Source organism: Acetobacter farinalis (assembly GCF_011516935.1).
Taxonomy (GTDB): domain Bacteria; phylum Pseudomonadota; class Alphaproteobacteria; order Acetobacterales; family Acetobacteraceae; genus Acetobacter; species Acetobacter farinalis.
Map to the genome: position 1 here is coordinate 264,767 of NZ_WOTF01000002.1, position 20,486 is coordinate 285,252.

20 protein-coding genes and 1 tRNA gene are annotated in these 20,486 nt (G+C 62.0%); 11 read left to right on the top strand and 10 right to left on the bottom strand.

Annotated features, from left to right (window positions below):
• The first annotated feature begins 68 nt into the window (after nucleotides 1-68).
• From trxA to GOB82_RS04680, 3 genes are all read left to right on the top strand, one after another.
• On the top strand, nucleotides 69-395 hold the full coding sequence (trxA, locus tag GOB82_RS04670; protein ID WP_166120273.1) for a thioredoxin TrxA: 327 nt from the start codon (nucleotides 69-71) through the stop codon (nucleotides 393-395).
• A gap of 130 nt (nucleotides 396-525) precedes the next feature.
• A complete protein-coding gene (accD, locus tag GOB82_RS04675) occupies nucleotides 526-1,446 on the top strand; it encodes an acetyl-CoA carboxylase, carboxyltransferase subunit beta (RefSeq protein ID WP_166120275.1) in 921 nt (306 codons plus the stop codon).
• Between the two features lie 41 nt (nucleotides 1,447-1,487).
• Nucleotides 1,488-2,822: a bifunctional folylpolyglutamate synthase/dihydrofolate synthase gene (locus tag GOB82_RS04680; protein ID WP_166120278.1), complete on the top strand. Its 1,335-nt coding sequence runs from the start codon at nucleotides 1,488-1,490 to the stop codon at nucleotides 2,820-2,822.
• Nucleotides 2,823-2,887: 65 nt separating this feature from the next.
• Here GOB82_RS04680 and GOB82_RS04685 read toward each other — a convergent pair.
• A tRNA-Thr gene (locus tag GOB82_RS04685) sits at nucleotides 2,888-2,962 on the bottom strand.
• 134 nt (nucleotides 2,963-3,096) lie between these two features.
• On the opposite strand from GOB82_RS04685, the gene cysS reads away from it, so the two are divergent.
• Complete coding sequence (cysS, locus tag GOB82_RS04690) at nucleotides 3,097-4,491, top strand: cysteine--tRNA ligase (RefSeq protein WP_166120280.1); 1,395 nt, start codon at nucleotides 3,097-3,099, stop codon at nucleotides 4,489-4,491.
• A complete protein-coding gene (locus GOB82_RS04695) occupies nucleotides 4,488-5,255 on the top strand; it encodes an RNA methyltransferase (RefSeq protein ID WP_166120283.1) in 768 nt (255 codons plus the stop codon). The genes cysS and GOB82_RS04695 overlap by 4 nt, the downstream gene beginning before the upstream one ends.
• A 104-nt stretch (nucleotides 5,256-5,359) precedes the next feature.
• Here the strand turns inward: GOB82_RS04695 and GOB82_RS04700 are convergent, their stop codons facing one another.
• Both GOB82_RS04700 and GOB82_RS04705 read right to left on the bottom strand, forming a co-directional pair.
• Complete coding sequence (locus tag GOB82_RS04700) at nucleotides 5,360-6,025, bottom strand: alpha/beta hydrolase (RefSeq protein WP_166120286.1); 666 nt, start codon at nucleotides 6,023-6,025, stop codon at nucleotides 5,360-5,362.
• Nucleotides 6,018-6,158: a hypothetical protein gene (locus GOB82_RS04705; RefSeq protein WP_166120288.1), complete on the bottom strand. Its 141-nt coding sequence runs from the start codon at nucleotides 6,156-6,158 to the stop codon at nucleotides 6,018-6,020. The genes GOB82_RS04700 and GOB82_RS04705 overlap by 8 nt, the downstream gene beginning before the upstream one ends.
• A gap of 370 nt (nucleotides 6,159-6,528) precedes the next feature.
• On the opposite strand from GOB82_RS04705, the gene GOB82_RS04710 reads away from it, so the two are divergent.
• The 6 genes from GOB82_RS04710 to GOB82_RS04735 are packed head-to-tail and all read left to right on the top strand — an operon-like array spanning nucleotide 6,529 to nucleotide 12,271.
• Nucleotides 6,529-7,692: a cysteine desulfurase family protein gene (locus GOB82_RS04710; protein ID WP_166120446.1), complete on the top strand. Its 1,164-nt coding sequence runs from the start codon at nucleotides 6,529-6,531 to the stop codon at nucleotides 7,690-7,692.
• Between the two features lie 13 nt (nucleotides 7,693-7,705).
• Nucleotides 7,706-8,896, top strand: coding sequence for a cysteine desulfurase family protein (locus GOB82_RS04715; RefSeq protein WP_166120291.1), 1,191 nt, complete (start codon nucleotides 7,706-7,708; stop codon nucleotides 8,894-8,896).
• Between the two features lie 41 nt (nucleotides 8,897-8,937).
• On the top strand, nucleotides 8,938-9,252 hold the full coding sequence (locus tag GOB82_RS04720; protein WP_166120294.1) for a ferredoxin family 2Fe-2S iron-sulfur cluster binding protein: 315 nt from the start codon (nucleotides 8,938-8,940) through the stop codon (nucleotides 9,250-9,252).
• A 40-nt stretch (nucleotides 9,253-9,292) separates the two neighbouring features.
• Nucleotides 9,293-10,375, top strand: a complete 1,083-nt coding sequence (gene mnmA / locus GOB82_RS04725) for a tRNA 2-thiouridine(34) synthase MnmA (protein ID WP_166120297.1) — start codon at nucleotides 9,293-9,295, stop codon at nucleotides 10,373-10,375.
• 12 nt (nucleotides 10,376-10,387) lie between these two features.
• Nucleotides 10,388-11,059 carry a glutathione S-transferase gene (locus GOB82_RS04730; protein WP_166120300.1) on the top strand — a complete coding sequence of 224 codons (672 nt, stop codon included), beginning with the start codon at nucleotides 10,388-10,390 and terminating at the stop codon, nucleotides 11,057-11,059.
• A 33-nt stretch (nucleotides 11,060-11,092) separates the two neighbouring features.
• A complete protein-coding gene (locus GOB82_RS04735) occupies nucleotides 11,093-12,271 on the top strand; it encodes a glycosyltransferase family 4 protein (protein WP_242007191.1) in 1,179 nt (392 codons plus the stop codon).
• Between the two features lie 32 nt (nucleotides 12,272-12,303).
• Here GOB82_RS04735 and GOB82_RS04740 read toward each other — a convergent pair whose 3' ends face one another.
• From GOB82_RS04740 to rfbB, 7 genes are all read right to left on the bottom strand, one after another.
• A complete protein-coding gene (locus tag GOB82_RS04740) occupies nucleotides 12,304-12,975 on the bottom strand; it encodes an RluA family pseudouridine synthase (RefSeq protein WP_166120303.1) in 672 nt (223 codons plus the stop codon).
• Nucleotides 12,972-15,569, bottom strand: a complete 2,598-nt coding sequence (locus tag GOB82_RS04745; protein ID WP_166120305.1) for an FtsK/SpoIIIE family DNA translocase — start codon at nucleotides 15,567-15,569, stop codon at nucleotides 12,972-12,974. The genes GOB82_RS04740 and GOB82_RS04745 overlap by 4 nt, the downstream gene beginning before the upstream one ends.
• Before the next feature lie 178 nt (nucleotides 15,570-15,747).
• The gene (locus GOB82_RS04750; RefSeq protein WP_265794141.1) at nucleotides 15,748-16,752 is read right to left on the bottom strand and encodes a glycosyltransferase; all 1,005 of its coding nucleotides are present in this window, start codon (nucleotides 16,750-16,752) and stop codon (nucleotides 15,748-15,750) included.
• 68 nt (nucleotides 16,753-16,820) lie between these two features.
• The gene (gene rfbD, locus GOB82_RS04755; RefSeq protein WP_166120308.1) at nucleotides 16,821-17,726 is read right to left on the bottom strand and encodes a dTDP-4-dehydrorhamnose reductase; all 906 of its coding nucleotides are present in this window, start codon (nucleotides 17,724-17,726) and stop codon (nucleotides 16,821-16,823) included.
• 15 nt (nucleotides 17,727-17,741) lie between these two features.
• The gene (gene rfbC, locus GOB82_RS04760) at nucleotides 17,742-18,299 is read right to left on the bottom strand and encodes a dTDP-4-dehydrorhamnose 3,5-epimerase (RefSeq protein WP_166120311.1); all 558 of its coding nucleotides are present in this window, start codon (nucleotides 18,297-18,299) and stop codon (nucleotides 17,742-17,744) included.
• Between the two features lie 49 nt (nucleotides 18,300-18,348).
• A complete protein-coding gene (gene rfbA / locus GOB82_RS04765) occupies nucleotides 18,349-19,260 on the bottom strand; it encodes a glucose-1-phosphate thymidylyltransferase RfbA (RefSeq protein ID WP_166120314.1) in 912 nt (303 codons plus the stop codon).
• Nucleotides 19,257-20,315 carry a dTDP-glucose 4,6-dehydratase gene (gene rfbB / locus GOB82_RS04770; protein WP_166120318.1) on the bottom strand — a complete coding sequence of 353 codons (1,059 nt, stop codon included), beginning with the start codon at nucleotides 20,313-20,315 and terminating at the stop codon, nucleotides 19,257-19,259. Before rfbB ends, rfbA begins: the two co-directional genes overlap by 4 nt.
• Between the last annotated feature and the right edge of the window lie 171 nt (nucleotides 20,316-20,486).

Genomic DNA, 20,486 nt, shown 5'->3' on the forward strand with positions numbered 1-20,486 from the left:
ACCGTTCAAGGCCTTATCAGGCGCGTTGCCTCACGGCGTCCGCCCGTTAAATCAGGAAGAGAAAATCCATGAGTGAACATACGCGTGCTGTTACAGATTCCAGCTTTGAAGCCGATGTGCTCAAGGCCTCCGGTCTGGTTCTGGTTGATTTCTGGGCGGAATGGTGCGGCCCGTGCAAAATGATCGGCCCGGCTCTGGAAGAGCTTGGCAAGGATTTTGCAGGCAAGCTGACAGTCGCCAAGATCAATATTGATGATAACCCGGTTTCCCCCAACACCTACGGCGTGCGCAGCATCCCCACCCTGATGCTGGTGCGTGATGGCCAGGTGCTGGACACCAAGGTGGGCGCACTGCCCAAAAGCCAGCTTAAAGCCTGGGTTGAAGGCGCTCTGTAACGGGTGCTGTCTGCCCTGGGCCGCCGTTCTGCCGGGCCATAATGCTTGGCAGGACGGCGCAAGCAGCGTAAGGCACGCGCAACAGGGTTCTGTTTCCCTTTTTTGATTTATCGCAGTTGCAGGGTTCAAGATGAGCTGGATCACCGAATACGTCCGTCCCAAAATTCGCGGCCTTCTGCGTCGTGATGTGCCGGATAATCTGTGGACCAACTGTGAGTCCTGCGGTCAGATGATTCTGACCAAGGAACTGCGCCGCGCCATGAATGTCTGCCCGCATTGCGGGCACCACATGAAGGCTCTGGTGCCGGACCGTCTGGCCTGGACGTTTGATAACGGGGAATGCACCCGTATCGAACTGCCCCCCGCCCCGGTGGACCCGCTGGGCTTCCGTGACCAGAAAAAATATACCGATCGCCTGAAAGACGCCCGGGCCAAGAGCCATCTGGATGAATCCCTGATTGTGGCGCACGGCACCATTGGCGGATACCCGGCCGTGGTGGGTGTGATGGCGATTGAATTCATGACAGGCACCATGGGCGCTGCCTTTGGGGAACGGTTTGTGGCGGCGGCCCGTCTGGCCGTGCTGCAGAAATCCCCTCTGGTGGTTTTCACGGCATCCGGCGGTGCCCGTATGCAGGAAGGCGTGATCAGCCTGATGCAGATGCCGCGCACCACCATTGGTGTGCAGATGCTCAAGGAAGCAGGCCTGCCCTATATTGTGGTGCTGACCAACCCCACCACAGGCGGTGTCACGGCCTCCTTCGCCATGCTGGGGGATGTGCAGATTGCCGAACCCAATGCCCTGATCGGCTTTGCAGGCCCGCGCGTGATTGAAGACACCGTGCGTGAAAAACTGCCGGAAGGCTTCCAGCGGTCTGAATATCTGCTGGATCACGGCATGCTGGATATGGTGGTGGACCGTAAGAACATGCGCGAAACGCTGGCCCGCGTGATCGGCCTGCTGATGCGCGCGCCAGCTAAGCCGGAGGGTGAAAAAGCGACTCAGTCCGTGGCTGAGTCCGGCGCTGCCCAGACTTCCCCTGCCGCCTGAGCGCTCCGGGCGTGACGTCTTTTTCGCACGGCGCTTCGCCGATGGCTGAGTTTTCCGGTCGCACCGGAGAAGTGCTGGAACGGCTGAACAGGCTTTATCCAGCGCTGATCGACCTTTCTCTGGGGCGGCTGGAAGCCTTGCTGGCCAAGCTGGGTCACCCGGAAGAAAAACTGCCGCCCGTCATTCATGTTGCGGGCACCAACGGCAAGGGCAGCACCTGCGCCACATTGCGCGCCATTGGTGAGGCCGCGGGCTGGCGCGTGCATGTCATGACCTCTCCGCATCTGGTGGATGTCACGGAGCGGTTCCGCATTGCGGGTACGCTGGTGAGCGAGGCCGAACTGGTCTCGACTCTCGAGGAAATTGAACGGGTTAACGCAGGCGCGCCCATCACCGTGTTCGAGGTGCTGACAGCGGCTGGCTTCCTGCTGTTCTCCCGCCATCCGGCCGAGCTGGCCATTATCGAGGTCGGTCTGGGTGGCCGCTGTGATGCCACCAATGTGCTCAGGCACCCTGCGGCCTGTATCGTCACCTCTGTTTCCATGGATCATGAAGCGTTTCTGGGGAACACGCTGGAGGCGATTGCCGCGGAGAAAGCCGGGATTTTCAAACCCGGCGTGCCAGCGGTCACCGGGGCTCAGCCGGACGCCGTGCGGCGTGTGCTGGAAGCGGAGGCCCGCAAGGCAGGCGCGCCGCTCGCCTGCCGGGGGGATGCCTGGCAGGTTGCGCCCGCAGCACCAGAAGCCTTGGCAGGAGCTGATTCGGCTGCACCGGAAGGCGGGCTGATTTTTACCGATTCACAGGGCACACTCACGCTGCCTGCTCCAGCACTTGTTGGCCCGTGGCAGATGGAAAACGCGGGGCTGGCTGTGGCTGCCCTGCGGGTGTCTGGTCTTGATGTGCCGGAGGCGGGCTGGCAGGGCGTGGGGCGTGTGTCCTGGCCTGCACGGATGCAGCGCCTGCACGGGCATCTGGCCGCACGCCTGCCTGCGGGGTGGGAACTGTGGCTGGATGGCGGGCACAACCCCGGCGCGGGCCATGCGCTGGCACAGGAATTGCAGAAATGGGGGGATGAACCCCTGCACCTGCTGGTAGGCATGAAGCAGACCAAGGATGCCACGGGTTTTCTGAGCCCGGTCCTGCCCTGCGCCACAACGCTCTGGGCAATCAGTGAACCCACGCAGCATCTGGCCCTGCCGGTGGACGCGATTGTGGAGGCCTCGGCAGGCAAGGCGCAGGTTGGCCCCACGCTGGTCCGGGCGCTGGACGCTCTTGCCGCACAGTCAGACGGCCGGCCGGCCCGTGTGTTGATTTGCGGGAGCCTGTATCTGGCAGGCGTGGCGCTCACGCAGGATGGCTGGACGCCGGGGGCGTAAACAGAGCCGCTCCCGCCCGTTCAGGACAGGCGAGGGAGTCTTTAAAATTTAAAGAAGAGAAAGAATGGTGCCCCCATTCAGATTTGAACTGAAGACCTACCGCTTACAAGGCGGTTGCTCTACCACTGAGCTATAAGGGCACAGCACGCTGAGTGCAGGGCCGGATTAAAACTGTAAAACGCGCGGCGCGTCAAGGTCCGGTTTTCAATCCCGGTGCAGTTTTTTGGTTGGGCGGATATTGCATCGAACCACACGCTGGCGCATCTAGTCGCTTATGTCGCACTCTGCCTCAGCCCCACCGTCAGCCTCTTTGCAAACGCCTGTCGCAGCGCTCTCTCTGCACGATAGCCAGCGCCGCATGACCGTGCCATTCACACCGCTCGATCCGGAGCATGTGAAGGTCTATTATTGTGGACCCACGGTCTATGATCTGGCCCATATTGGTAACCTGCGGGCCATGCTGACAGCGGATGTGCTGGTGCGGTTCCTGCGCCATGCCTATCCGCGCGTGACCTTTGTGCGCAACATTACGGATGTGGATGACAAGATCACCGCGCGGGCGCGTGAAAACGGGGAAGATATTGCCTCCCTGACGCAGCGGACAACGGAGGAATTCCATCAGGATCTGGCTGCCATGAACGTGCTGCCGCCGGATATTGAACCGCGCGCCACCCATAATATTGGCGAGATGCAGGCCCTGATCGCACGGCTGATTGAAAACGGTCACGCATATGAGGCCGCGGGCCATGTGCTGTTCTCGGTTGCGTCTTTTCCGTCCTACGGCGCGCTTTCGGGCCGGGACCCGGAAGATCTGGTGGCCGGTGCCCGTGTGGACGTGGCGACCTACAAGAAAGACCCCGGTGATTTTGTGCTCTGGAAGCCCTCCGATGCGGAGCAGCCGGGCTGGGAAAGCCCCTGGGGCCGGGGGCGGCCGGGCTGGCATATTGAATGCTCCGCCATGTCGCACCGCTATCTGGGGGAGAGTTTTGATATTCATGGGGGCGGGTCGGACCTTCTGTTCCCGCACCATGAAAATGAGCGCGCCCAGAGCCTGTGCTGCTTCCCGCAGGGCAAGTTTGCCAATTACTGGGTGCATAACGCCATGCTTCTCGTTGAAGGCGAGAAGATGTCGAAATCACTCGGCAACTTCCTGACGATTCGGGATGTGCTGAAACAGGCCCCGGCTGAGGCCCTGCGCCTGCTGCTGCTGGGGGCGCATTATCGCTCTACGCTGAACTATACGCAGGCAGGCCTGCAGGATGCCCGGAAAGTGCTGGACCGGTTCTACAGGGCACTGGCCGCAGGCCCCGTGCCGGAGGTGGCACCGCCGGAGGCTGTGGTGATGGCGCTGGCGGAAGATCTGAACACGCCAAAGGCGCTGGCGGAACTGCATGTTCTGGCCGGGCAGGCCCTCGCAGGGGATAGAGAGGCCGCCGGTGCCCTGAAAGCCGGGGCGGGCATGCTCGGGCTTTTGCAGGATGACCCGGAAAAATGGTTCAAGGGTGATGCCTCGGAGGAGGATGCGGCCATTGATGCCCTGATTGCCGAGCGTGCGGCCGCCAAGAAGGCGCGTGATTTTGCACGGGCCGATGCCCTGCGTGACCAGCTTCAGGGGCAGGGTATTGTGCTTGAAGATACAAAAGACGGCACCATCTGGAGGCGCGCATGACCGGGCGTGACGGCGGCGCACCGCTGGAACCTGTTGGCAACACGCCGGTTGTTATTCTGGTGCGCCCGCAGCTTGCGGAAAATGTTGGCACCACGGCACGGGCCATGGCCAATGGCGGCCTGTTTCACCTCCGGCTTGTCAGCCCTCGGGATGGCTGGCCGCAGGAACGGGCCTGGCGTGCGGCCTCCGGGGCGGACCGGATTCTGGATGCCGCCACGGTGCATGAGAGCGTGGATGATGCCATTGCCGACCTGCACCATGTGTACGCCACCTGCCCGCGCCCGCGCCATATTGTCAAAACCGTGATGACGGCGCGTGGCGGGGCAGCGGAATTACGGGCAGCCACCAGCCGTGGGCTGAAGGTTGGCCTGCTGTTCGGCCCGGAACGCGCCGGGCTGGATAATGAGGATATGGCGCGGGCGGATGCGCTGATCCGCTACCCGCTGAACCCGGCCTTCATGTCGCTCAATCTGGCGCAGGCCGTCATGATTATGGCCTATGAATGGTGGGTGGCGGCGGACCAGACAGAACCGCGCACGCTCATGACCAATGAAACCCATGTGGCAACCAAGGGTGAGTTGGAAAACTTCATGGGGCATCTTACCCGTGAGCTGGATGCGTGCGGTTTTCTGCATAATGAGCAGAAACGCCCCGGCATGGTCCGCAACCTGCGGCATTTTTTCAATCGTGGGGAAGTGACGGAGCAGGAACTGCGCACGCTGCATGGCGTGGTGCGGGAACTGGCGCACCCGCGCAGAAAATAGCGGATATCCGGATAATCACCTGAGAGCCGCGGCCCGTCTGCCCTGTGCGGGCCGGTATGCAGGGGCAGACCTGCGGAGTGCCTGCCCCTCGCATAAAAAAGAAGTCAGTCAGCCGCCAGTGGCATATGGCGCTGGGCCATGGCGGTTGTCACATGGTCTTCCAGAGCGGCGGTCACCTTATCGGCCTGCTTGGCAAAAATATGGTCTGCATCCGCGAAGACGCGGTAGTCCACTGTAACGCCCTTCTGGGTGTTCAGCTTGTCCACCAGTTTATGGATGGCGGGTTCCGGTGCCATGTCATCCTTGCCGCCTGCAATCATCAGGCCGCCGCAGGGGCAGGGAGCCAGAAAGCCGAAATCATAATAGGTGGCCGGAGGTGCCACGCTGATCCAGCCGGTAATTTCCGGACGGCGCATCAGCAACTGCATGCCCACAAAAGCCCCGAAGGAATATCCGGCAATCCACAGACCGCTGGCGTTCGGGTTGACCATCTGCATCCAGTCCAGCGCGGCGGCGGCATCGGAAATTTCACCAATCCCACCGTCATACCGGCCCTGAGAGCGCCCGACACCACGGGAGTTGTAGCGCATGACCGAAAAGCCCATTTTTTCAAAGGAGCGGTACATGGCGTAGGTAATGCGGTTGTTCATTGTGCCGCCGTGCAGCGGGTGCGGGTGCAACACAAGAGCAAGGGGCGCATTCGGCTGGTTGGAGTGGTGGTAACGTCCTTCAAGACGCCCGTCCGGGCCGGCAAACATAACCTCAGGCATTCGGGTTCCGCATGGTTTTGAAATGCGCCCGTGGGCATGGCGCATCCCGGTTTGGCAGATGCTCCGGCAGGGGGCGATGCCACGCTACAAGCCGGTGCACGCGGGTCAGGCGGCCCGCAAAACAGACAGACAACAGGCCATTCACTGCCGTGTGCTGGAGCGGGGCGGCAGGAAAGCTCTGTCTATGGACATGGTATCATGCAGGAGGCAGGAAAAGGGGGAGGACGCAAAATCCGAGATTGACCTTGCCGCTGGCAGAGGCATACTGCCCCTGTGCTGTTCTGTGGCCACCAGAGACACCGGGAAACAGAAAGCCCATGCTGGCCCCACCTTGCTGCACTGTATGGTTTTGACCATGAGCCCCTCTATAAGGGGTGTACGGTCATAATTTCCACATAAATCGTTCTGATGGCTGTTTTGTGCCCCGTGCAGGGGAAGATGCGCGCATTCGGGATAAAAAACAGAGACGAACAGTAAACAGGAGCGGGACTGAGGTGCGGCGCATGATCTATCTGGATGCCAACGCGACAGAACCCCTGCGGCCCGAGGCGCGGGAAGCCATGCTTGCTGCGGCGGACCTCGTGGGTAACCCTTCATCCGTGCATCAGGCCGGGCGCATGGCGCGGGCCATGCTGGAAGAGGCGCGGGATCAGGTTGCAAAAACCCTTGGTGTAGCCCCGCTGAATTGTATTTTCACATCCGGTGGCACGGAGGCCAATGTGCTGGCCATGCATGGGCTGGGGCAGGGGCGGCGCTTTCTGGTCGGGCAGACGGAGCATGATGCCGTGCGCAGGGGCGCGCCCGCAGGAGCCCCGCTCACATGGCTGCCGGTGGAAAGAAACGGGCAGGTGCGGCTGGATGTGCTGGAAGCCGAACTGGCGCGGGATGGGCTGCCCGCGTTTGTCTGCCTGATGCTGGCCAATAACGAGACCGGTGTTCTGCACCCCATGGCGGATATTGTGCGGCTTTGCCGGAAATACGGGGCGCATCTGCATGTGGATGCCGTGCAGGTGGCGGGCCGCATGGCGCTGAATGTTGAAGAGATGGGCATGGAGAGTCTGGCGCTTTCCGGCCACAAGATGGGCGGGCTGAAAGGGGCCGGTGCCCTGCTGCTGCGCGGCCCGGCGCCTGCGCGGCTGGCGCCGATGTTTGAAGGGGGCGGGCAGGAACAGGGCCGCCGGGGGGGGACTCCGCCGCTGCCCGCGCTGGCAGGCCTAGCCGCGGCTTTGCAGGCCTCTCTGGCGCACCCGACGCAGTCCGTGGCCACCCTGCGGGACAGGCTGGAACAGGCCGCTGTTGCGGCAGGAGCAGTTGTGAATGGGGGGGATGCCCCCCGGCTGGCCAACACAACGAGTCTGGCCCTGCCGGGGCGGCGTGCGCAGGGGCAGTTGATGCGGCTTGATCTGGCGGGGGTTTGTGTTTCAGCAGGGTCCGCCTGTTCTTCCGGCAAGGTGGCGTCGTCCCATGTTCTGGAGGCCATGGGGCTTGGAGATCTGGCTGGCGAGTCCCTTCGTGTCTCGCTGCCCTGGACGGTGACGGAAGAGGACGTAACCCTGTTTATCGCGGCCTACAGCGCCATGGCGCAAGGTGGTGCCCCGGCTGGTGTTGCCTCAATCGGTGCATCTGGTAGAGCGCCCATTGGCACCCCGACGACCGGCGAGGCCTGACCGGAGGAGCGAGATGATGGACGAACTCTATTTCGATCATGCCGCCACCACCCCGTGTGACCCGCGCGTGCGCGCCGTGATGCTGGCCGCGCTGGAGGGGGAGGACGGGAACCCGCACAGCACCACACATGCCGCGGGCCGCAAGGCGGCGCAGGCGGTGGAGCAGGCGCGGGCGGAGGTTGCCGCCCTGATCGGGGCGGACCCGCGTGAGATTATTTTCACATCCGGTGCGACTGAAGCCAATAACCTTGCCATCAAGGGGGCCGCGCGGCATCTGGCCGCGCTTGGCAGCCCGCGCCGCCGGGTGATTACCTGCGCCACGGAACATAAATGCGTTCTGGAAAGTGTGCGGGATCTGGCTCAGGAGGGATTCGAGCCGGTTATTCTGCCCGTGAATGCCGATGGGCGGGTGAACCCCGACTCCCTGCGTGCGGCGCTGGAGGTGCCAACCGCTCTGGTCTCCCTCATGGCGGCCAATAACGAAACCGGCGTTTTGCAGGATCTGGCAACGCTTGCGCCATTGGTGGAACAGGCCGGTGCCCTGCTGCATTCCGACCTTGCACAGGCGGCTGGCAAGATACCGGTTGATGTCAGGCGGATGGGGCTGGCTCTGGGCTCACTCTCTTCACACAAGCTCTATGGCCCGAAAGGGGCCGGGGCGCTGTTTGTGCGGCGTCGGCCACGGGTGCGGTTAAGCCCGCTGTTTTCGGGAGGCGGGCAGGAGCGCGGTCTGCGGTCCGGCACGCTGCCGGGCTTTCTGCTGGCCGGATTCGGGGCCGCCTGCCGCATTGCGCGGGAGGAAGGGCCGAAGGATGCCGCGCATCTTGCGCACCTGCGGGATATCTTTCTGGCGCGGATACGGCTGGGGCTGCCGGGGGCTGTGGTCAATGCCGAGGCCGCCCCGCATCTGCCCGGCCTGTTCAGCCTGCGCCTGCCGGAAGGCCTTGGGGCGCAAGATGTGATTGCGGCCATGCCGGGGCTTGCCGTCTCTCTGGGTTCAGCCTGTTCCTCGGCGGAGATTGCGCCGTCTTACGTGCTGGAAGCCATGGGGCTGGGGCGTGATGAGGCCGGAAGAAGCTTGCGTCTCTCCCCCGGACGTTTTACCTCAGCCGCCGAGGCGGAGCGCGCGGCGGATATGCTGGTGCAGGCCGCCGCAGAGGTGCGAGGGCATGCCCGCGCACCGGAAACCGTAGCAGGCGGGTGAAAACCCGTGATAAAAGACAGCCTTGGCAGGATAAAAAACGAATGCCCCAGATGACGTTTGTTGAACAGGATGGAACCGAACGTACGGTCGATGCGCCGCTCGGTCTTTCCGTGCTTGAAATTGCCCACAAGCATGGCATTGATCTTGAAGGAGCCTGTGAAGGTTCTCTGGCATGCGCAACCTGCCATGTGGTGGTAGACCCCTCCTGGGCACCCAAGCTGGAAGCCGCCACGGATGATGAAGAAGATATGCTGGACCTGGCGTTCGGGCTGGAAAAAACGTCTCGTCTGGGGTGCCAGATCGTGATGACGGAAGCGCTGGATGGTCTGGTTGTGCGGCTGCCGCACACAGCCTGAACCGGGCTTATAACCTTAAAGATATAAAGGGGACGCGCCGATGCGCATTCTTGTGGCCATGTCCGGGGGGGTGGACAGTTCCGTGGTTGCCGCCCGCCTTCAGGCAGAAGGGCACGAGGTCATCGGGGCGACCCTTCAGCTTTATGATGCCCGTGGCGCCGCCAAAAAAGGTGCGTGCTGTGCCGGGCAGGATATTCGGGATGCCCGCGCCGTGGCGGACCGCCTCGGGTTTCCGCATTACGTGATTGATGCGGAACGGCGGTTCAAGGACAGCGTGATCGAACGGTTTGCTGATGCCTACGCGGCGGGCGAAACCCCGGTGCCCTGTGTGGCCTGTAATCAGGGCGTGAAATTTACCGATCTTCTGGGGCTGGCAAAGGAAATCGGGGCGGACGCCATGGCAACCGGCCACTATGTGCGCCGTGTGGAAGGCCCGACCGGTGCGGAACTGCATCGCCCTGTTGATCAGGCGCGGGACCAGTCATGGTTCCTGTTCGCCACCACGCGGGAGCAGCTTGAGTTCCTGCGCTTCCCGCTGGGGGATATGCCGGACAAGGCCGCTGTGCGGGCGGAAGCGGAGCGATTCGGGCTGATTGTGGCGGGCAAGCCGGATAGTCAGGACCTCTGTTTTGTCAGCGATGGATCGTATGTCGATCTCGTGGAAAAAATGCACCCCGAAATGGCTGGCCCCGGCGAGATTGTGGACAGCACCGGGCGTGTTGTGGGCCAGCATGAAGGCGTGATGCGCTTTACCGTGGGGCAGAGCAAACGGCTGGGCAATGCGGCCCGGCTGGATGGCGAGCGCCAGATGGTGGTGGGTGTGGAGCCGGGCCTCAAACGCGTGGTGATCGGCCCGCGTGAGCGCTCTTTTGTCAGCACCCTCTCTGTCCGGGATGTCAACTGGCTGGTGGATGCCCCGCCGGAAGGGCTGGCCTGCCGTGTGCAGATGCGCGCGCGTGAAGAACCTCGCCCGGCCCGTGTGGTGCCAACTGCGGAGGGGGCCTCCGTTCTGCTGGAAGAACCAGCCATGCCCGCCCCCGGTCAGGCCTGTGTGTTTTATGAAGGTAGCCGTATTCTGGGCGGTGGCTTTATTCGCCGGGCGGAGGCAACTCCGGCGGCCTGAAGGAGAGAGCGTATGGCAGACGGACGGCTTGTTATTGGAACGCAGCGCTATTCTTCATGGTCTCTGCGGGGCTGGCTTTCTGTCCGGCTGGCCGGGCTGGATGTCGCGATTGAGGTTGTGCCGCTGGCGGGTGGCGGCAAAACAACCGCGCTGAAATCTCTCTCTCCCAATGGATGTGTGCCCTATCTGGAGCATCACGGTGCCGTGGTGTGGGATTCGCTCGCCATTGCCGAATATTGCGCCGAGCAGGACCCGGACCTCTGGCCCGCCGAGCGCTGCGCCCGTGCCGTGGCCCGGTCCATTTCTGCTGAAATGCATTCCGGTTTCCGGGCGGTGCGCTCTGCCCTGCCCATGAATCTGGGCCGTGACAAACGCCCGCCCGCCACGGGGTTTGATGAGGATGTGCGCCGCGACATCACCCGGATTGATGCCCTGTGGGCGGATGCCCGCACGCGCTACGGGCAGGGTGGCCCGTTTCTGTTCGGGGCCGGGTTTGGCAATGCGGATGCAATGTATGCTCCGATTGTGGCGCGGTTTCTGTCCTATGATGTGCCGGGTCTTTCCGACGTATCCCGCCAGTATATGGAAGCTGTGCGCCAGCATCCGCTGGTGCGGGAGTGGTATGATCAGGCCGCGCTGGAGCCAGAGGGCTGGCATCTGGACGTTTATGAAACTCTGGCCTGACCGGGGCTGCCTTTCCATGTTGGCCAGATGGGCATGATGCGCGCACAGGGCCGGAGCGGGCAGGGTGGCGCGTCTGCCAGCCCCGTCGGGCGCTCTGTAGGGAGCCTTGGGGCGCCCTTGCGTGTCTTGACGGTGCTTCCCCCAAGGGAACGGTTTGCCGCAGGGGAAGCCGGAGCCATTGCGCTGCTGGTGCGGCGTATGGCGGGCGATGCCGAAACCGTGGTGGGGCTTCCCCCGGCCGGCGCGCCGTTTGCCGATGTGCGCTTTGCGCCTGTGGCGCCGGTTTTCCGGCCGTTCAGCCGGATTCAGCGTTATGTAGCGGGTGTGAGGCGTCTTGCTCTTTCCATCCGGCCCGATCTTGTTGAAGTGCATAACCGGCCGGATGTTGCGCTGGCCCTGCGCAAAGCCTGCCCCGGTGTGCCGATTGTGCTCGTGCTGCATAATGACCCGTGCGGGATGCGCCGCGCCCGCACGGCGTCCGAGCGTGAGCAATTGGGGCAGGCGGTGGCTGTGGTGGCCGTGTCCGAATGGGTGCGGGCGCGCTTTATCAGTCAGGGTGTGACAGCCTGCGTGCGGGTGCTGCCCAACAGTCTGGATCTTGCCGCCTTGCCGCCTGCTGAGGTGGAGCGTGAGCCCCTGCTGCTCTTTGCCGGGCGCATTGTGGCGGACAAGGGGGCAGATGCCTTTGTGGCGGCCTGCGCCCAAGTGTTGTCGCGCCATGCGGGCTGGCGCGCGGAGATGATCGGTGCGGATCGCTTTGGTCCCGACTCTCCTGAAACACCGTTTCTCGCGGCCTTGCGCCCACAGGCCGAGCAGGCAGGCGTGACCCTGCGGGGGTATCTGCCTCATGAGGCTGTGGTTCAGGCCATGAGCCGGGCTGCTGTGGTGGTGGTGCCCAGCCGCTGGCCGGAGCCATTTGGCATGGCGGCGCTGGAGGCCATGGGGTGTGGCGCGGCTGTGGTGGCCTCACATCGTGGTGGCCTGCCCGATGTAGTGGGAGAGGTCGGTTTGTATGCGGACCCGGATGATCTGGAAGATCTTGTCGCCACCCTGGAGCGCCTTGTGACAACGCCGTCCCTGCGGGCAGAAATCGGGCAGGCGGGCCATATGCGGGCCAGACTGTTTGATGCCTCCGCCGTGCGCGAAAAACGTAGCCTGCTGCATGAAGATGTTGTGCGGGAATGGCGCTGGAAAGGGCTTTTCCGGGCGTAATGACCTGAGCGGGGTGGCTCAGGGGTCCGGTGTCAGGACTCCTGCCACCCACAGGCCCGGAGTGCGGCTTTCATGCCTGTGCGTGGTGGTGCCGTGGCGGACACAGGGGGTGCCAGCGGCAGGGTCAGGCTGCGGGCCAGAAGATGAAGCCCGTCCGGATGCGGGTGGCCGTAGAGCGTGTCCCCCAGAATCGGCCAGCCCATGGCGGCGCAATGCACGCGGGCCTGATGCGTGCGGCCAGTGTGTAATGTCAGCTCCAGCCAGCACAGGCCTTCCGCACGGCCCAGCACGCGCCAGTCCGTGCGCGCCGGAACACCCTCTGGTGCCGGGATCATGCGCCAGCCGGAGGGAGCCGTTTTTTTTGTGAGCGGCAGGACAATTTCACCCCGTTCTGCCTCCGGCCCGCCTTCAACTACAGCCCAGTAGGTTTTACGGGCTGTCTTGTCGGCAAAGGCGTTCTGCATGGCCAGAAGGGGCTGCTTGCGCAGGGCTATGGCCAGACAGCCGGAGGTTTCCGCATCCAGCCGGTGGGCCAGCCATGGGCCGTCTTTCCGGCGGGAGAGCAGGGGGAAGCAGTCTTCCACACTGGGTCCGCCCCGTGGGCCGGGGTGGACCGGCACCCCGGCGGGTTTATCCAGAATCACCACATGCTGGTCCTGATACAGCAGGGTGAGCGGGAAGGGGCAGGGTGGCCGGTCGCTCATTCCTCGCGGTTGGGCCCTGTCAGCACCTTGCGGCGGCCGACATGGTCCGCCCGGCTGATAATGCCTTCCCGTTCCATCTGTTCAATCAGCTTTGCCGCGCGGTTGTAGCCAATGGAGAGGTGCCGCTGCACGAAGGAGGTCGAAGCCTTGCCTTCCCGCGTTACAATGGCCACCGCTTCATCATACATATCGGCTTCGCCGCTTTCGGCTCCGTTCCCGCCTGATTTTCCGCCACTGGCCGGGGCATCTTCCAGAGCTTCGGCCAGAACATCATCATCATAAATCGGTTCGCCCTGCTCCTTGAGGAAGTTGACGACCTGTTCAACCTCATTATCCGCCACAAAGGGGCCGTGGACGCGGGTAATGCGGCCTCCCCCCTGCATGAACAGCATGTCCCCCTGCCCGAGAAGCTGCTCGGCCCCCTGCTCACCCAGAATGGTGCGGCTGTCGAACTTGCTGATCACCTGAAAGGAGATACGGGTCGGGAAGTTGGCCTTGATGGTGCCGGTAATCACGTCCACGGAGGGGCGCTGCGTGGCCATGATGACGTGAATCCCCGCCGCACGGGCCTTCTGGGCCAGACGCTGCACGCAGGCGTCAATTTCCTTGCCGGCTGTCATCATCAGGTCCGCCATTTCATCGATAATCACGACGATATAGGGCATCGGGTCGAGCGTGACGGACTGTTCCTCAAACACCGGATTCCCGGTTTCGGGGTCAAACCCGGTCTGCACGCGGCGCACGACCACCTCACCATCCGCACGGGCTTCCGCCGCGCGGGCGTTGTACCCGGCAATGTTGCGCACCTGAAGATGCGCCATGGTGCGGTAGCGGCGGTCCATTTCCCGCACAACCCATTTCAGGGCGTTCACGGCCTTGGGCGGTTCGGTCACAACCGGGGTGAGCAGGTGCGGGATGCCATCATAAATGGAGAGTTCCAGCACTTTCGGATCGATCATGATCAGACGGCACTCATCCGGGGAAAGCCGGTAGAGCAGCGAGAGAATCATGGCGTTCACACCAACCGACTTACCGGAGCCGGTGGTGCCTGCAACCAGCAGATGCGGCATGCGCGCCAGATCACTGAAGACCGGTTCCCCGGCGATATCCTTGCCCAGCGCCAGGGAAAGATGCGCCGGGTCATTCTGCCAGTCCGGCTGGTTGAGCAGTTCAGAGAGGTAAACGGTCTCCCGCTTCCTGTTCGGCACTTCAATACCGATCACATTCCGGCCCGGAACGGTGGCAATACGCACGCTCAACACGGAGAGGGAGCGGGCGATATCATCCGCCAGACCAATCACGCGGGCGGAGCGGATGCCTGCTGCGGGTTCCAGCTCATACAGTGTGACAACCGGCCCGGCACTCATGCCGACAATGCTGCCCTGTACGCCGTAATCAGACAGAACCTGTTCCAGCAGACGGGCTGTTTTGGCCAGATCTTCTTCTGAAAGGCCGGTCTGTGTGTTGGCCGGAGCGGGTTTGAGCAGGCTGAGCGGCGGGAGATCCCACCCGCCTTTGCGGGCGGGAGATGCAGCTTTTGCGGCTTTGGTTGCCGTGCCGGGAGCCGGGGCGTCCTTGCCGGTAAACAGGCGGCCAAGAAGGCCGTTACGCCCCTGCGGCGCCGAAGCGGAGGGAGCGGGCTCCAGCTTCAGGCCGGACCCGGATGCCGTGGCAGCCTCTTCCCTGATGTGGGATGTAGCCGGGGCCGAGGCAGACTCTCGTGCTTCAGGCGCATGGAGGGGGGCGCCAGATCTGGCCGGGCTCAGGGTGTCGTAATCCTCGTCGTCCTCATCATCCTGAAACAGGCTGTGGGCAGAGCCGGTGCCGGAACCGTAGAGCGTGGTCTCATCCCCTGTGGCGTATCCGCCCAGAGGGCCGGTGGCTTCTGCTGTCTGGGGCTTGCGGCTTGCATAATAGCGCACAAACTTCAGGCCGAGGCGTCCGGGCAGGCGAATGAGCACCGTCAGACCACGCCAGAGAGTCAGCCATTCCTCCCGGCGCAGGCCGGTGCACAGGGCTGTGAGCAGGGCCGCCAGCAGAATACCCAGAATCCAGACCACCATACCCCCGGCTGGCCCGATAGCGGCTGTGCCGGCGGAGAGAGATGTCTGGGCAATGGAGAAGCCTATGCCGCCGCCAAGGCCAGCCTGCGTGGGCCAGTGGACGGGGGGCAGGGCGGTAAACAGAAGCGGGATAGCCGCCAGCAGCGCCCCGGCCACGGGCAGCAGGCAGATCAGCGCCACAGCACGCAGGGCGAACACCATGGGGGCTTCATGCCCGAGCAGGCGGTGGCTCAGGAAGCGCCAGCCCCATGCCATCAGAATCAGGGAGGGCAGGATAGCGGCCAGCCCGATACCTTGCAGAAGCGTGTCGGACAGCACGGCCCCGGTCATGCCCAGAAGGTTGGTCGGGGGCTGGCCGGTTGCCGTGTTGAAAGAAGGATCGTTGGAATTGTACGTCACCAGTGCGGCCAGCAGGGCGCAGGCAAGCAGACACAGCAGAATCCCCCCACCTTCTTCAAGACGCAGACGGAATGCGCTTTTGTAAGGGGAGAGAGCGTAATCGGAAGATCGTGAATGGCTTGCGCGCGCCAAGGGTCTGGATCCTGACTCCAAAAGGCCATCAGCTTTCTCCCCCGGAAGAGGGAAAAGACCGGTGACGGGTCGTTAGTGATACGTGTTTCAGTATGAAACGCTCTGTGAGCCTAGCGTGAACTCGTGTCCTAAAGAAGGTTTGACGGGCACTCTTTCCGCAAAACACGGGAACAAATGTCTATCCCAGTAGAAACCACACACGGAAAACCAGCTGTTCGAGCATTTTGTGGCGTCTGAGCTGCGGGAGTTTGCGCAAGGCTGAGAATCGGGAGAGGTGGCCGCGCCATCCCGGCTGCTGTGCGGCCTGCAGAACACGCAGGCTGCGGATGGTGTCTGGTGTCAGCAGCGGCTGGCGCTCAAGCAGGTAGAGGACACTGGAGCGGAAGATTGTCATGAAAACAGAGGGTCCCCGCTTCAGGGCTGCCAGGGCACGGTGGAGAAACAGCGTGGGGGCTCCCACGGCATTCTGCCCGTGCTGGCGGTAAAACAGGGCGGGCTGGTTATCTGTCAGGACACGGCCGCCTGCACCGGTGACCATAAGATACGCCCACCAGTCATGCAGCAGGAAGGTGGGGGCAGGCATGGCCTGAAGCAGGAGGGCACGGGCCGCAGGGGACAGCATGAGTGTGCAGCCTGTTGCAATATTCTGCGTCATGGCGGCCAGAAAACAGGATTTCTCCGGCAGGCGGGGGGAGAGCCCTTTGGGCTTTAACGTCCCGTTTGTCAGGGTCTGCCGTGCGCAATACAGGGCCGGGATGTGCCCGGGCACGGAGGCCAGCGCGCTCAGCCCGCGCGCCAGCTTGTCTGGAAACCAGACATCATCCTGATCACAAAAGGCAATGGCTGAGCCGGGCGGCGTGTGGGCGAGCAATGCGGCGTAGGACGCCGTCACCCCCATATGCTCGCCATTATGAGCGGCAAGCTCCACGCAACGCTTCTCCCCCACCTGTTCGGTAAACTGGCGCATGAGGGCGATGCTGGCATCCGTAGAGCCATCATCCCGCCAGTAAAGGGTCCAGTCTGCCCGGGTCTGCTGCAAGAGCGAAGCAAGCTGCTGCTGCAGGTAAGGCGCGCCATTATAGAGGGAAAGAAGGATGGCAACGGAAGAGCGAGCATCCATGGACGCATCCTGACTGCCGGGAGTCAGGCTGTGTGCGTCTTTGCTCTGGCTGGTCTCCTGCACCTGCTAGGCTCTTCCTTCGCCGTGTATAAAAAATGAGATCGCGTGGATCTGGTCGCGTCTATGCAGTTTTACGGCGTGTGTGCAAAGATCTGATGAACAGTTTTTTTCACACTGTCCCGCCACGCAGGCATCGTAACGCCGAAAACGCGCTTCAGCTTGCTGTTATCCATGCGGGAATCGGCAGGCCGTTTGGCGGGAGTGGGCCAATCTTCCGTGCGGATGGCGGTGACATCCGGCATGGTCTGGCCATGTGTCGCAGCGTCCTGCAGGGTGGCTACAGCCAGCCCGTGCCAGGTTGTCTCTCCTGTGCCGCAGGCGTGGTAAATGCCTGCAAACTCTTCTTTCCAGCCGTCTTTTTCAAGAATGGCCAGAATGGAGAGAATGGCCTCGGCCAGATCATCCGAACTGGTCGGGTTGCCTTGCTGGTCTCCCACCACTTTCAGGGCCGGGTTTTTGGCCCCGGCATTGAGCATGGTGCGCACAAAGTTCTTCCCGTGAGCGGAATAGACCCATGAGGTCCGCAGCACGATGGTGCGGGGGTTGGCGGCCAGAGCCCGGCTTTCCCCATCGGCCTTGGTGCGGCCATAGACAGTTTCAGGGGAGACAGGGTCTGTCTCCACATAGGGTGCCCCTTTATCTCCCGCGAACACATAGTCCGTGGAAATATGGATCAGCGGGATGCCGCGCTGCGCGCACAGGCGGGCCAGCTCTTCCGGACCGGTTGCGTTTGCACGGGCAGCGCCTTCCAGCTCACTTTCCGCCAGATCAACCGCTGTCCATGCCGCGGCATTCACCACGGCCACAGGCTTGATTGCCTCCAGTGTGGCGGCGAGTGTTTCCGGCTTGTCAAAATCAAAATCAGGCCGACCAACACAGTGAATGCGCGGCCCACCCAGATTGACCAGAGAGGTGGCAAGCTGGCCTTTACCGCCTGTGACCAGAACCGGGCCACCGGCCTGTGCGAGAATGCTCATGGGGTACCCTCCAGATTACAGGTGAAACCAGCCTTTTGCGGCGGAAAACTCCGGTGCTTCCAGATCTTTTTCAGAAAGAACGGCGTCTTCGGCTTTAATGGGCCAGTCAATGGCCAGATCTTTGCTGTTCCAGATAACAGCCCGCTCAGAGGCTTTGTTATACAGGCCGGTGCATTTGTACTGCACTTCCGCATCTTCTGTCAGGGTGCAGAACCCATGCAGGAACCCCGGCGGAATCCAGAGCTGGGACCAGTTTTCTTCAGAAAGTTCAGCCGCAACCCACTTTCCATAGGTCGGGGAGCCTGTACGGGCATCCACGGCCACATCCCAGATGGCTCCCTTGGTGCATCGCACCAGCTTGCCCTGTGCGTAGGGCGCAAGCTGGCAATGCAGGCCACGGATCACGCCCTTCTGGCGGGACAGACTCTGATTGTCCTGCACGAACGGCTCGGTAAGGCCTGCGTCCCGCATCCGGTCAACATTGTAGGTTTCAGAGAAAAATCCGCGATTATCCTGAAACCGGGGGGGCGTGAGCAGAATCACGTCCTGAATGGCAAGGCGTTCGACTTTCATGAACGGGAAACTCCTTCTGCAAAACGGTGGAGAAAAGAAAAAGGGAGGTTCAGCGTGCGGGCTGAACCGTATTGGCAACCTGCATCAGGAGGCGCCCCAGTTCTGTTTTCCCCATGCGTGAGGCATGTGCGCGGAGCTGGTCCGCATCAATAAAGCCCAGCCGGAACGCCACTTCTGCCGGAGAGCCCACCAGCATGCCCTGACGCGCCTGAATGGTGTGCACGAACTGGGCAGCTTCCATCAGACTGTCGGGGATTCCTGCATCCAGCCAGGCGCAGCCACGGCCCAGACGGTCAACCTGCAGGGAGCCTTCTTCCAGATAGAAGCGATTGAGGTCGGTAATTTCCAGCTCACCACGGGCGGAGGGTTTGACCTGCTTTGCAAAGTCGAGAACGCGATTGTCATAAAAATACAAACCCGTAACGGCCCAGTTTGAAACGGGTTCGGTCGGCTTCTCGACAATACTCAGGGCACGACCGGTTTCGTCAAAAGAGACAACGCCATACCGCTCAGGGTCACGGACCTGATACGCGAAAACAGTAGCTCCCGTCGGGCGCTGGGCGGCGGATTGCAGGGCGGTGCTGAGATGGTCTGCAAAAATCAGGTTATCACCCAGCGCCAGCGCGCAGGGGGCGTTGCCCAGCCAGTCTTCAGCAATCAGGAATGCCTGCGGAATACCATCCGGCGCAGGCTGAACGCGATATTCGAACCGGACGCCATACTGGGACCCATCTCCGAGCAGGCGTTTGAACTGGGGCAGATCCGCCGGCGTGCTGATGATCATGATGTCCCGGATTCCCGCCAGCATCAGCGTGGAGAGCGGATAATAGATCATCGGCTTGTCATACACGGGCAGAAGCTGCTTGCTGGCCGCCAGTGTCATGGGGTACAGGCGCGTGCCTGAGCCGCCAGCCAGCAGAATGCCCTTCATTTCTGTATGAACTGCAGGTTTTTGAGTCATTCTACTGTGCTTCCCAGTCGTTTGCCTGTGTAGCGGCGGGCGCGAATACCTTCCCACCATTCCCGGTTATCAAGATACCATTGAACAGTGCGGCGAATGCCGGTTTCAAATGTGTGCTTTGCTTTCCAGTCCAGCGCTTTTTCAGCGTGGGACGGATCAATTTCATAGCGGAAATCGTGGCCGGGGCGGTCTGTCACAAACCGGATCAGGCGTGTGCGCGGGCCAGCCGGGTCGGGTATCAGCTCATCCAGAACCGTGCAGATGGCTTCCACAACCTCAAGATTGGTGCGGGGCTGGCGGGCGCCGATGGCGTAGGTTTCTCCGGGCACGCCCTTTTCAACAGCCTTGACCAGTGCTTCGGCGTGGTCTTCCACAAACAGCCAGTCGCGGACATTTTTGCCATCACCATAAACCGGCAGATCCTTGCCTTCGATGGCGTTGATGGTGATCAGCGGGATCAGTTTTTCCGGGAAGTGCCAGATGCCGTAATTGTTCGTGGTATTGGTCACGAACGTGGGCAGGCCATAGGTGTGGTGCCAGGCCCGGACCAGATGATCAGAAGAGGCCTTGCTGGCGGAATACGGGCTGCGGGGGTCGTAAGGGGTGGTCTCGGTAAAGGGTGGATCGTTGGGTTCCAGCGCACCGAAGACTTCATCTGTGGAAATATGGTGGAAGCGGAAGGTTTCGCGCTCAGCCTTGTCCAGTGTCAGCCAGTATTTGCGTGCGGCTTCCAACAGGGAATAGGTGCCCACCACATTGGTCTGGATAAACACGCCGGGGCCGTCAATGGAGCGATCGACGTGGCTTTCTGCCGCCAGATGCATGACGGCCTGCGGGCGGAACGTTTCAAACAGGCGGCTCAACTCGGTCCCATTGACAATATTCGCCCGGGCGAATTCATAACGCCCGCTTTCAGCGGCATTTTCCACGGTTTCTTCCGAAGCCGCATAGGTCATGCAATCAACGTTCAGGACAGAATGGGTCGTGTCCCGAATAATATGGCGAATCACAGCAGATCCAATAAATCCGCACCCGCCTGTTAATAAGATACGCATTGATATCCCGTTCTTCTGGGTCAAAACAAACGATCAAAATCTCCAGTCTTCGGGCATAGCCCAGAAGAGCACTCTTCACCAGCAATCTTGACAAATTTGCGGTTTTCTTGAGGTCGGTTGTATGAAAAGCGGAGAGTATAGGCAGGTTGCAACGGTGGGTGTCAGGACGTT

Excerpts from the sequence above, each read along its gene's own strand:
- cysS (WP_166120280.1), top strand. The coding sequence starts at position 3,097 with ATGTCGCACTCTGCCTCAGCCCCACCGTCAGCCTCTTTGCAAACGCCT.
- accD (WP_166120275.1), top strand. The coding sequence starts at position 526 with ATGAGCTGGATCACCGAATACGTCCGTCCCAAAATTCGCGGCCTTCTG.
- trxA (WP_166120273.1), top strand. The coding sequence starts at position 69 with ATGAGTGAACATACGCGTGCTGTTACAGATTCCAGCTTTGAAGCCGAT.
- GOB82_RS04720 (WP_166120294.1), top strand. The coding sequence starts at position 8,938 with ATGCCCCAGATGACGTTTGTTGAACAGGATGGAACCGAACGTACGGTC.
- GOB82_RS04740 (WP_166120303.1), bottom strand. The coding sequence starts at position 12,975 with ATGAGCGACCGGCCACCCTGCCCCTTCCCGCTCACCCTGCTGTATCAG.
- GOB82_RS04735 (WP_242007191.1), top strand. The coding sequence starts at position 11,093 with ATGATGCGCGCACAGGGCCGGAGCGGGCAGGGTGGCGCGTCTGCCAGC.
- GOB82_RS04730 (WP_166120300.1), top strand. The coding sequence starts at position 10,388 with ATGGCAGACGGACGGCTTGTTATTGGAACGCAGCGCTATTCTTCATGG.
- rfbA (WP_166120314.1), bottom strand. The coding sequence starts at position 19,260 with ATGACTCAAAAACCTGCAGTTCATACAGAAATGAAGGGCATTCTGCTG.
- rfbB (WP_166120318.1), bottom strand. The coding sequence starts at position 20,315 with ATGCGTATCTTATTAACAGGCGGGTGCGGATTTATTGGATCTGCTGTG.
- GOB82_RS04700 (WP_166120286.1), bottom strand. The coding sequence starts at position 6,025 with ATGCCTGAGGTTATGTTTGCCGGCCCGGACGGGCGTCTTGAAGGACGT.
- GOB82_RS04680 (WP_166120278.1), top strand. The coding sequence starts at position 1,488 with ATGGCTGAGTTTTCCGGTCGCACCGGAGAAGTGCTGGAACGGCTGAAC.
- GOB82_RS04695 (WP_166120283.1), top strand. The coding sequence starts at position 4,488 with ATGACCGGGCGTGACGGCGGCGCACCGCTGGAACCTGTTGGCAACACG.
- GOB82_RS04710 (WP_166120446.1), top strand. The coding sequence starts at position 6,529 with ATGATCTATCTGGATGCCAACGCGACAGAACCCCTGCGGCCCGAGGCG.
- rfbD (WP_166120308.1), bottom strand. The coding sequence starts at position 17,726 with ATGAGCATTCTCGCACAGGCCGGTGGCCCGGTTCTGGTCACAGGCGGT.
- mnmA (WP_166120297.1), top strand. The coding sequence starts at position 9,293 with ATGCGCATTCTTGTGGCCATGTCCGGGGGGGTGGACAGTTCCGTGGTT.
- rfbC (WP_166120311.1), bottom strand. The coding sequence starts at position 18,299 with ATGAAAGTCGAACGCCTTGCCATTCAGGACGTGATTCTGCTCACGCCC.
- GOB82_RS04715 (WP_166120291.1), top strand. The coding sequence starts at position 7,706 with ATGATGGACGAACTCTATTTCGATCATGCCGCCACCACCCCGTGTGAC.